General features: G+C 73.1%; 8 protein-coding genes. 1 reads left to right on the top strand and 7 read right to left on the bottom strand.

The genetic code is table 11. The features are described from left to right. Positions 1–41 precede the first annotated feature (41 nt). Entirely contained in the window at positions 42–311 is a 270-nt protein-coding gene (locus tag VFN12_RS02035) for an acylphosphatase (protein WP_325116883.1), read from the bottom strand. Between the two features lie 42 nt (positions 312–353). Between VFN12_RS02035 and VFN12_RS02030 the strand changes: the two genes are divergently transcribed. Further along, on the top strand, positions 354–1766 hold the full coding sequence (locus VFN12_RS02030) for an MFS transporter (RefSeq protein ID WP_325116882.1): 1413 nt from the start codon (positions 354–356) through the stop codon (positions 1764–1766). Here VFN12_RS02030 and VFN12_RS02025 read toward each other — a convergent pair. The 6 genes from VFN12_RS02025 to VFN12_RS02000 form a co-directional block, all read right to left on the bottom strand. After that, positions 1714–2280, bottom strand: coding sequence for a GNAT family N-acetyltransferase (locus tag VFN12_RS02025; RefSeq protein ID WP_325116881.1), 567 nt, complete (start codon positions 2278–2280; stop codon positions 1714–1716). The genes VFN12_RS02030 and VFN12_RS02025 overlap by 53 nt on opposite strands. 32 nt (positions 2281–2312) lie before the next feature. Continuing rightward, positions 2313–3743, bottom strand: coding sequence for an adenylosuccinate lyase (gene purB / locus VFN12_RS02020; protein WP_325116880.1), 1431 nt, complete (start codon positions 3741–3743; stop codon positions 2313–2315). 81 nt (positions 3744–3824) lie between these two features. After that, the gene (locus VFN12_RS02015) at positions 3825–4295 is read right to left on the bottom strand and encodes a hypothetical protein (protein WP_325116879.1); all 471 of its coding nucleotides are present in this window, start codon (positions 4293–4295) and stop codon (positions 3825–3827) included. 10 nt (positions 4296–4305) lie between these two features. Continuing rightward, positions 4306–5541: a phosphoribosylamine--glycine ligase gene (purD, locus tag VFN12_RS02010; RefSeq protein ID WP_325116877.1), complete on the bottom strand. Its 1236-nt coding sequence runs from the start codon at positions 5539–5541 to the stop codon at positions 4306–4308. Next, on the bottom strand, positions 5538–6350 hold the full coding sequence (locus VFN12_RS02005; RefSeq protein WP_325116876.1) for an SDR family oxidoreductase: 813 nt from the start codon (positions 6348–6350) through the stop codon (positions 5538–5540). The genes purD and VFN12_RS02005 overlap by 4 nt, the downstream gene beginning before the upstream one ends. Continuing rightward, positions 6347–6780: cytochrome P450 (locus VFN12_RS02000; protein WP_325116875.1), on the bottom strand; the 434-nt coding region annotated here is incomplete at its 5' end. The genes VFN12_RS02000 and VFN12_RS02005, both read right to left, overlap by 4 nt.

Below are 6780 nucleotides of genomic sequence, written 5' to 3'. Positions count from 1 at the left end.
CGCCCGGCCACGTTCTGGCCGGGCGCCGCTGCATTTCCTGGTCAGTCGACGTCGAAGCTCCGGGCGCCCGTGACCTCGGCGTCGCGTACGTCGACACCCGCCACCCGGGCCCGCCTCGGACCCTCCCTGCACCACGCCACCATCGCGTCGACCGCGCCGGAATCACCTTCGACATGGGCTGCCACGGACCCGTCCGGCTCGTTCCGCACCCAGCCGGACACCCCGAGCCGGTAGGCCTCCTGCTGCGCCTCGGCGCGGAAGAACACCCCCTGCACGAGGCCGGTCACCCTGAGGTCGACTGCCTTCGCCATGCCCCCATCCAACCTGATCTGACCAGGCTCGGGGATGCTGTGGTGGTGATCGACGAGCCCGACCCTCGCCGCTGGCGGATCCTCGCCGTCACCCTCCTGGTCGGGTTCATGTCACTGCTGGACGTGACGATCGTGAACGTCGCGATCCCGTCCATGCGCGCCGGGCTCGACACCACGGCCGGCACCGTGCAGTGGGTGGTGTCCGGCTACGCCCTGGCCTTCGGTCTCACGCTGGTGGCCGGCGGGCGGCTCGGCGACGCGGTCGGGCGTCGCCTGATGATGCTGATCGGCCTCTCCGGCTTCATCGTGTCCAGCGCGGCCGTCGGACTCGCGCCCAACATCGAGACGGTCATCGTGGCCAGGCTCGCCCAGGGCGCGACGGCTGGACTGCTCACCCCGCAGAACACGGGCCTGATCCAGCAGCTGTTCCGCGGTGCCGAGCGGGGCCGCGCGTTCGGCTTCTTCGGGCTGACCGTCTCGATCTCCTCCGGCCTCGGGCCGATCCTCGGCGGCCTGATCCTCGCGGTGGCGGGAGAGGACGAGGGGTGGCGCCTGCTCTTCCTCGTCAATGTCCCGATCGGGCTCGTCGCTCTGGTCGCGATCGCCCGGATGGTGCCCGGTCCGGCAGCCCAGCCCGATCGCGACACCCGGCTCGACCTGGTGGGGGCCGCCCTGCTGGGGCTCGGGGTGCTGGCCGTGCTGTTCCCGCTGGTGAGCCTCGAGGGCGGCGCCCGGATGCCGCTGGTCCTGCTGGTCCTGGCTCCGGCGTTCCTCGCCGGCTTCGTGCAGTGGGAGCGACGCGTCGTACGCGCCGGCGGGGCGCCGATCCTCGACGTCGGGCTGCTCCGGCGTACTCCGGGCTACGCCGGCGGGCTGGCCATCCAGACCCTCTACTTCACGGGGTTCACCGGGATCTTCCTGGTCCTGTCGGTCTACCTGCAGGACGGGCTCGGACTCTCGCCGCTGACCGCCGGGCTCCTCATCACGCCGTTCGCGCTCGGCTCTGCGCTGACCGCAACGCTGGCCGGGCGCATGGTGTCCGTCGTGGGCCGGCGGGTCACGGTCATCTCGCTCACGGTGATGATGACCGGCGTTCTCGCGGCAGCCCTCCTGGTGCCCGGACGGGCGCCGGACGCGCTCTGGTGGGTGATGGTGCCGACCCTGCTCCTCGCCGGTCTCGGCGGTGGTGGCGTCATCTCCCCCAACTTCACGCTGAGCCTGGCCCAGGTTCCGCCCGCGATGGGCGGCGCGGCCGGCGGTGCCCTCCAGACCGGGGCCAGGATCGGGTCGGCCGTCGGCGCGGCCCTGCTGATGACGTCCTACCAGCTCGTCGAGACGCCGCCGGGCGATGCGCTGCAGGCGGCCCTGTTCACCGCCCTGGGCGTGCTGGCGGTGGCCATGGTCATGGCCGTGCGCGACCTGCGGGTCGCGGGCGGATCGGTGCTTCCATCCTGATGCAGGGCACCGGTGCTCCCGCCGACCTCCCCGACGTCCGGGCGTCGGGCACGCGCTCGACCTCCACGAAGCCGTACCTCGTGTAGAGCGGGACCCCGGACAGGGTGGCCATCAACGACATCCGGGTGAAGCCCTCGGCGGCCGCTGCTTCCTCGCAGGCCTCCAGGATCATCCGCCCGACCCCGCGCCGGGCACACCGGGGCAGGGTGTACATCGCCCGCACCCGGGCTGCGTCGCCGGCGGGGTCGAGCAGGTGGGCGTCCCGGCCCGCGGTCGTGTCGCTGCCGTAGAGGGTGGCCCGTCGGCTCCACCCGCCGCACCCGACGATCTCGCCCTCGTGCTCGACGACGAAGTAGGTGCCGTCCTCGACCAGCTGGGTGTCCAGCCCCATGATCGTCCGGCTGGACTCGATCTGCTCCTCGCTCAGGAAGCCCTTCTGCAGCTCGGCGATCGCGGCGTCCATGACGGTCCGCAGCGTCGGCAGGTCGGCCATGGTGGCCAGCCGCAGCTCCATGCCTCGATGGTGCGCCCCGTCGCGGGCCGGGGCTAGAGGATCGCGCCCGGCGAGTACGTCGCCGCTTCCGGGTGGCGCCCGACCACCTCGCCGACCCGGCGGCACACGGCCTGGGTCTGGGCGACGGCTGCTCCGGTGAACGTGATCGGCTCGGCGACGAGGGAGTCGAGCTGCTCAGCGGTCAGGCCGAGGCGCTCGTCGGCGGCGAGCCGGGCGAGGACGTCGTTGTCGGTGGCGCCGGCGCGCATGTCGAGGGCGGTCCCGACGGCCGCCTCCTTGATCGCCTCGTGCGCAGTCTCCCGGCCGACGCCGTTGCGCACGGCCGCCATCAGCACCTTGGTGGTCGCCAGGAAGGGGAGGTAGCGGTCGAGCTCGCGCTGGATCACCGCGGGGAACGCGCCGAACTCGTCGAGCACGGTGAGGAAGGTCTGGAACAGCCCGTCGGCGGCGAAGAACGCGTCGGGCAGCGCGACGCGTCGTACGACCGAGCAGGAGACGTCGCCCTCGTTCCACTGGTCACCGGTGAGCTCGCCGACCATGGACAGGTAACCGCGGAGCACGACCGCGAGGCCGTTGACCCGCTCGCAGGACCGGGTGTTCATCTTGTGCGGCATCGCCGACGAGCCGACCTGCCCCTCGACGAAGCCCTCGGTCACCAGCTCGTGGCCGGCCATCAGCCGGATCGTGGTGGCCAGGTTGGCCGGCCCGGCCACGAGCTGCACCAGTGACGACACCACGTCGAAGTCGAGCGAGCGGGGGTAGACCTGGCCCACCGAGGTGAGCACCCGCCGGAAGCCCAGGTGGGCGGCCACCCGCTCCTCGAGGTCGGCCAGCCTGGTCTCGTCGCCGTCCAGCAGGTCGAGCATGTCCTGCGCGGTGCCCATCGGCCCCTTGATGCCCCGCAGCGGGTAGCGGTTCAGCAGGTCCTCCACGCGCTCCAGCGCGGCCAGCAGCTCGTCGGCGACGGTGGCGAAGCGCTTGCCGAGCGTGGTCGCCTGGGCGGCCACGTTGTGCGAGCGGCCGGCCATGACGGTGGTCTCGTGCTCGGCCGCCAGCCGGGCGAGCCGGGCCAGCGCGGCGACCGTGCGGTCGCGGAGCAGCCGCAGCGAGGAGAGGACCTGGAGCTGCTCGACGGTCTCGGTCAGGTCGCGCGAGGTCATCCCCTTGTGGATGTGCTCGTGACCGGCCAGCGCGCTGAACTCCTCGATCCTCGCCTTCACGTCGTGGCGGGTGACCCGCTCGCGGGCGGCGATCGACTCGAGGTCGACCCCCTTCTCCTGCAGGGCGACGACGTCCTCGTAGGCCTCGATGACGCCGTCGGGAACGTCGACGCCCAGGTCGCGCTGGGCCCGGAGCACCGCGATCCACAGCTGCCGCTCGAGGACGATCTTGTGCTGCGGCGACCAGAGGTGGACGAGGTCCTCCCCGGCGTAGCGGTTGGCGAGGACATTGGGGACGCTCACATGCCGGATTGTCCCATCCGGGCGCACATGTCGCCCCGCCCGGGGCTCGGGAGCCACCATCGGGCGCGCCGGCGCCGGCGCTCAGCCCGCGAGTGGCCGGCTGGCGCTCTCGACCATTCCCCGGAAGCGCGCCTTCTGCTGCACGGCGACCTGGTGCTTGATGCCGGCGATCGTGAACGTGTTGCCGAACATCCCGCCCGGTGCACTGACCTGCTCCGGGTCGACCGGGCCGATCGGCGCCAGCGGGCGGGGACTCACCCGCGTCCCGGTCAGCAGCCAGATGCCACCCTCGCGGGTCTGTGCTGCGAAGCGCTGCTCGCTCCCCAGCACGAGCGACGCCACGACCGCGGTCGGAGCCACGAAGTACTCCAGGAACTGGGGGCCGGGCACCATCCCGAACTCGTACAGGAGGACCACGAAGAAGGCCACCACCATCGAGCTGACGAGCCACGCCGGCTTCGACGGCTTGCTCCGCGCCAGGGGGACGACCTCGTCGACGGGCGTGCCGAGGATGTCGGTGGCCTCGGCAATCCACCTCTCGCGTGCTGCCACGCCGCAGACCCTAGTGCCCGGCCGCGATGTCCGTGCGGTGCTGGGCTCCGTCGAACGCGATCACGTCGACACCCGAGTACGCCGCCTGCCGGGCGGCCCCGACGTCGGCACCGGTGCCGACCACGGCGAGGACGCGTCCGCCGGCGGTGACCAGGTCGCCGTCCACCTCTGCCGTCCCGGCGTGGATCACGTGCACCCCGTCGAGCCCCTCCGCCGCCTCGAGACCGGTGATCACGTCCCCCTTCGAGGACGACTCGGGGTAGCCGGCCGAGGCGAGCACCACGGCGACGGCGGCGCCGGGCCGGAACACGGGTGGCTGGACGTCGACGAGCGCGCCGTTGGCAGCCCCGAGCAGCAGCGGCGACAGGGGCGACTCGAGGAGCGCGAGGAGCGGCTGGGTCTCGGGGTCGCCGAAGCGGGCGTTGAACTCGACGACCCGGACGCCGCGGGAGGTGAGGGCGAGGCCGACGTAGAGCAGCCCCCGGAACGGCGTGCCGCGGCGGGCCATCTCGTCGACCGTCGGCTGGAGCACCGTGGTGAGCACCTCGTCGACGAGGTCGGCGGGCGCCCACGGGAGCGGGGTGTAGGCCCCCATCCCGCCCGTGTTGGGGCCCTCGTCGCCGTCGTGGATCCGCTTGAAGTCCTGGGCGGGCTGGAGCGGGTAGACGCAGAAGCCGTCGGTGATCGCGAAGAGCGACACCTCGGGACCGTCGAGGTACTCCTCGATCACCACCCGGTCGCAGGCTGCGGCGTGCGCGAGGGCGGCGGCCCGGTCGGAGGTGACGACCACGCCCTTGCCGGCGGCGAGCCCGTCGTCCTTGACCACGTAGGGGGCGCCGAACTCGTCCAGCGCCGAGGTGGCCTCGCCGGCCGTGGTGCACAGCCGGGCCGCGGCCGTAGGGACGCCGGCGGCCGCCATCACGTCCTTGGCGAACGCCTTGGATCCCTCCAGCTGGGCGGCGGCGGCCGACGGACCGAAGCATGCGATCCCGCGCTCGGTCACGGCGTCCGCGACCCCGGCGACCAGCGGCGCCTCGGGACCGACGACGACCAGGTCCACGCCGAGCTTCTCCGCGAGCGCGGCGACGTCGGAGCCGTTCATCGGGTCGACGTCGTGGAGCGTCGCCACGGCGGCGATCCCGGGGTTGCCCGGCGCGGCATGCACCTCGGTGACCTGGGGGTCCAGGGAGAGCGCGCGGGCCAGCGCGTGCTCGCGCCCGCCGGTGCCGATGACCAGGGCCTTCACGGGCGGATCCGCTGCTCGTAGTCGGCGCGGGCTGCCGCGTCGGCGCCGGTCAGGATGGCGTCGGCGTGGAAGAGCCGCGAGATCGCCTCCTGGACCCGGCGCGGGAGCAGCTGGGTGCTGCGCACCATCCCCTGGGTCCAGCGGGGCACCCACGTCTCCGGTCGGGGGCTGAGGATGACCGCCTCGATGGCGGCGGCCACGTCGTCGGCGGTCACGGGCTTCACGAACCGCGCCTGGGACACCCCCGCCGCGAGCTCGGTCTGGACGACGGTGGGCAGCACCATCGAGACGTCGACGCCGTACGGCGCGAGCTCGCCCCGGGTGGCCTCGGTGAAGCCGACCACGCCGAACTTGGAGGCGGCGTAGGTCGCGCCGTTCGGTACGGCGACCCGGCCGACGCCCGAGGCGACGTTGACGATGTGCCCCCGGCCCCGCCTGACCATCCCGGGCGCGATCGTCTTGGTGCCGGTGATGACGCCCAGCAGGTTGACGTCGAGGATCGCGCGCGTGACCTCGTCGGGCTCCTCGACCACCGGGCCGACCGGCATGATCCCCGCGTTGTTGACCAGGACGTCGACCCGCCCGGCGGACTCTGCGAAGGACCTCCACGACGCGGGGTCGGCGACGTCGAGGGGCAGGACCTCGACGTCCAGGTCGGCGGTGGCCCTCGCGGCGACCTCGACGTCGCGGTCGCCGATCACGACCCGGGCACCCGCCCGCGCCAGCCGGGTCGCGGTGGCCAGGCCGATCCCGCGGGCCCCGCCGGTGATGGCGATGCCCAGGGTGGAGAGGTCCCTGCTCGTGCTCATGCGACGGCCACCGGCAGGTGCTGGGGGCCGCGCAGGTTGATCCGGCCGTTCCAGACCGGCTCCCCGGTCAGCCGCAGCTGCGGGAAACGCTCGACCAGCCGCTGGATCGCGACCCTGCCCTCGAGGCGGGCCAGGGCTGCCCCGAGACAGTGGTGGACGCCCGCGCCGAACGACACATGGGCGCGCGCATCCTCCCGGTCGAGGCGCAGCTCGTCCGCATCGGGCCCCCAACGGCCCGGATCACGGTTGGCCGCGGCGAGGCTGGAGATGACGAACGCGCCGGCGGGGATCTCGGCCCCGGCCACGCGATAGGGCTCGAGCGTGATCCGGCGGCTCATCTGCACCGGTGAGTCGTAGCGGAGCAGCTCCTCGACGGCGTTGCCGGCCAGGTCGGGGCGCTCCCGCAGCAGCGCCAGCTGGTCGGGGTTTC

This window comes from Nocardioides sp. (assembly GCF_035703625.1).
In the GTDB taxonomy this organism is placed as follows: domain Bacteria; phylum Actinomycetota; class Actinomycetes; order Propionibacteriales; family Nocardioidaceae; genus Nocardioides.
This window is presented reverse-complemented; position numbering and strand designations above follow the sequence as displayed.

Excerpts from the sequence above, each read along its gene's own strand:
- VFN12_RS02025 (WP_325116881.1), bottom strand. The coding sequence starts at position 2,280 with ATGGAGCTGCGGCTGGCCACCATGGCCGACCTGCCGACGCTGCGGACC.
- VFN12_RS02005 (WP_325116876.1), bottom strand. The coding sequence starts at position 6,350 with ATGAGCACGAGCAGGGACCTCTCCACCCTGGGCATCGCCATCACCGGC.
- VFN12_RS02035 (WP_325116883.1), bottom strand. The coding sequence starts at position 311 with ATGGCGAAGGCAGTCGACCTCAGGGTGACCGGCCTCGTGCAGGGGGTG.